This window comes from Streptomyces sp. NPDC044044 (genome assembly GCF_056434405.1).
This window is the reverse complement of the sequence record NZ_JBWKFG010000030.1, coordinates 1-1,415: the sequence shown is the minus strand read 5'-3', so window position 1 is coordinate 1,415 and position 1,415 is coordinate 1. Positions and strand designations below refer to the sequence as shown.

1 protein-coding gene is annotated in these 1,415 nt (G+C 66.9%); it reads left to right on the top strand.

Features of this window, described 5'->3' with window-relative positions:
- Nucleotides 1–12 precede the first annotated feature (12 nt).
- The coding region (locus AC07AG_RS42595) for a beta-ketoacyl reductase (protein ID WP_478762589.1) at nt 13–1,415 on the top strand (1,403 nt) is incomplete at its 3' end.

The following is a 1,415-nucleotide window of genomic DNA, read 5'->3' as shown; positions in this document are numbered from 1 at the left end:
AACGGTCCGGTGTTGCTTCCTCTGCGCTGGGAACCCCTGCCGACCCCGAACAGCACCACCGCACTACCCTCCAACACCGCCCTGCTCACCGACCCCCTGGGCACCGGCCCCACCAACACCCTCACCACCCTCATCCCACCCACCAACCACCACCACAACCTCGACGCACTCAGCCACACCCTCAACACCACCACCCCCGCACCCCAAACCGTCATCGCCCCCCTGCCCACCACCACAACCAACACCCCACACCCCACCCACATCCACGACACCCTCGCCCGCACCCTCACCCTCCTCCAAAACTGGCTCGCCGACGACCGCTACACCACCACCCACCTCATCCTCACCACCCAACACGCCACCAACGTCCACCCCAACGAAGACCCCGACCTCACCCACGCCACCCTCACCGGCCTCATCCGCACCGCCCAAACCGAACACCCCCACCGCATCACCCTCATCGACCTCGACACCCACCCCCACACACCCACCACACTCCCCCACGCCCTCACCACCAACGAACCCCACATCGCCATCCGACAAGGCACCCTCCACATCCCCCGCCTCACCCGACTCCCCCACACACCCACACCCACACCCACCCCAAACACACCCACACCCACACCCACACCCACCACCTGGAACCCCCAAGGCACCGTCCTCATCACCGGCGGAACCGGCACCCTCGCCGCCCACACCGCACGCCACCTCATCACCCAACACGGCATACAACACCTCCTCCTCGCCAGCCGCTCCGGCAATCAAGCACCAGGAGCAACCGAACTCGCCACCGAACTGAACCAACTCGGCGCCCACACCACCATCACCACCTGCGACACCGCCGACCCCCACGCCATCACCACACTCCTGGCAGACATCCCCGCCCAACACCCCCTCACCGCCATCATCCACACCGCCGGCCTCATCGACATGGCCCCCCTCCAACACCTCACCCCCCAACAACTCCACACCGTCCTACGCCCCAAAATCGACGCCGCCTGGAACCTCCACCACGCCACCCAACACCTCAACCTCAACGCCTTCATCCTCTACTCCTCCCTCGCCACCACCCTCGCCTCACCCGGCCAAGCCAACTACGCCGCCGCCAACGCCTACCTCAACGCCCTCGCCCACCACCGACACACCCAAGGCCTCCCCGCCACCAGCCTCGCCTGGGGACCCTGGGACGACAACACCGGCATGATCCGCCACCTCAACACCACCACCCGCAACCACACCACCCGCACCGGATTCCCACCCCTCACCACCCACAACGCCCTCACCCTCCTCGACACCGCCCTCACCACCAACCACCCCACCACCACCGCAACCCACCTCAACACCACCACCCTCACCACCCAAGCCCACAACAACACCCTCCCCCCACTCCTCCACCACCTCACCCCCACCACCCA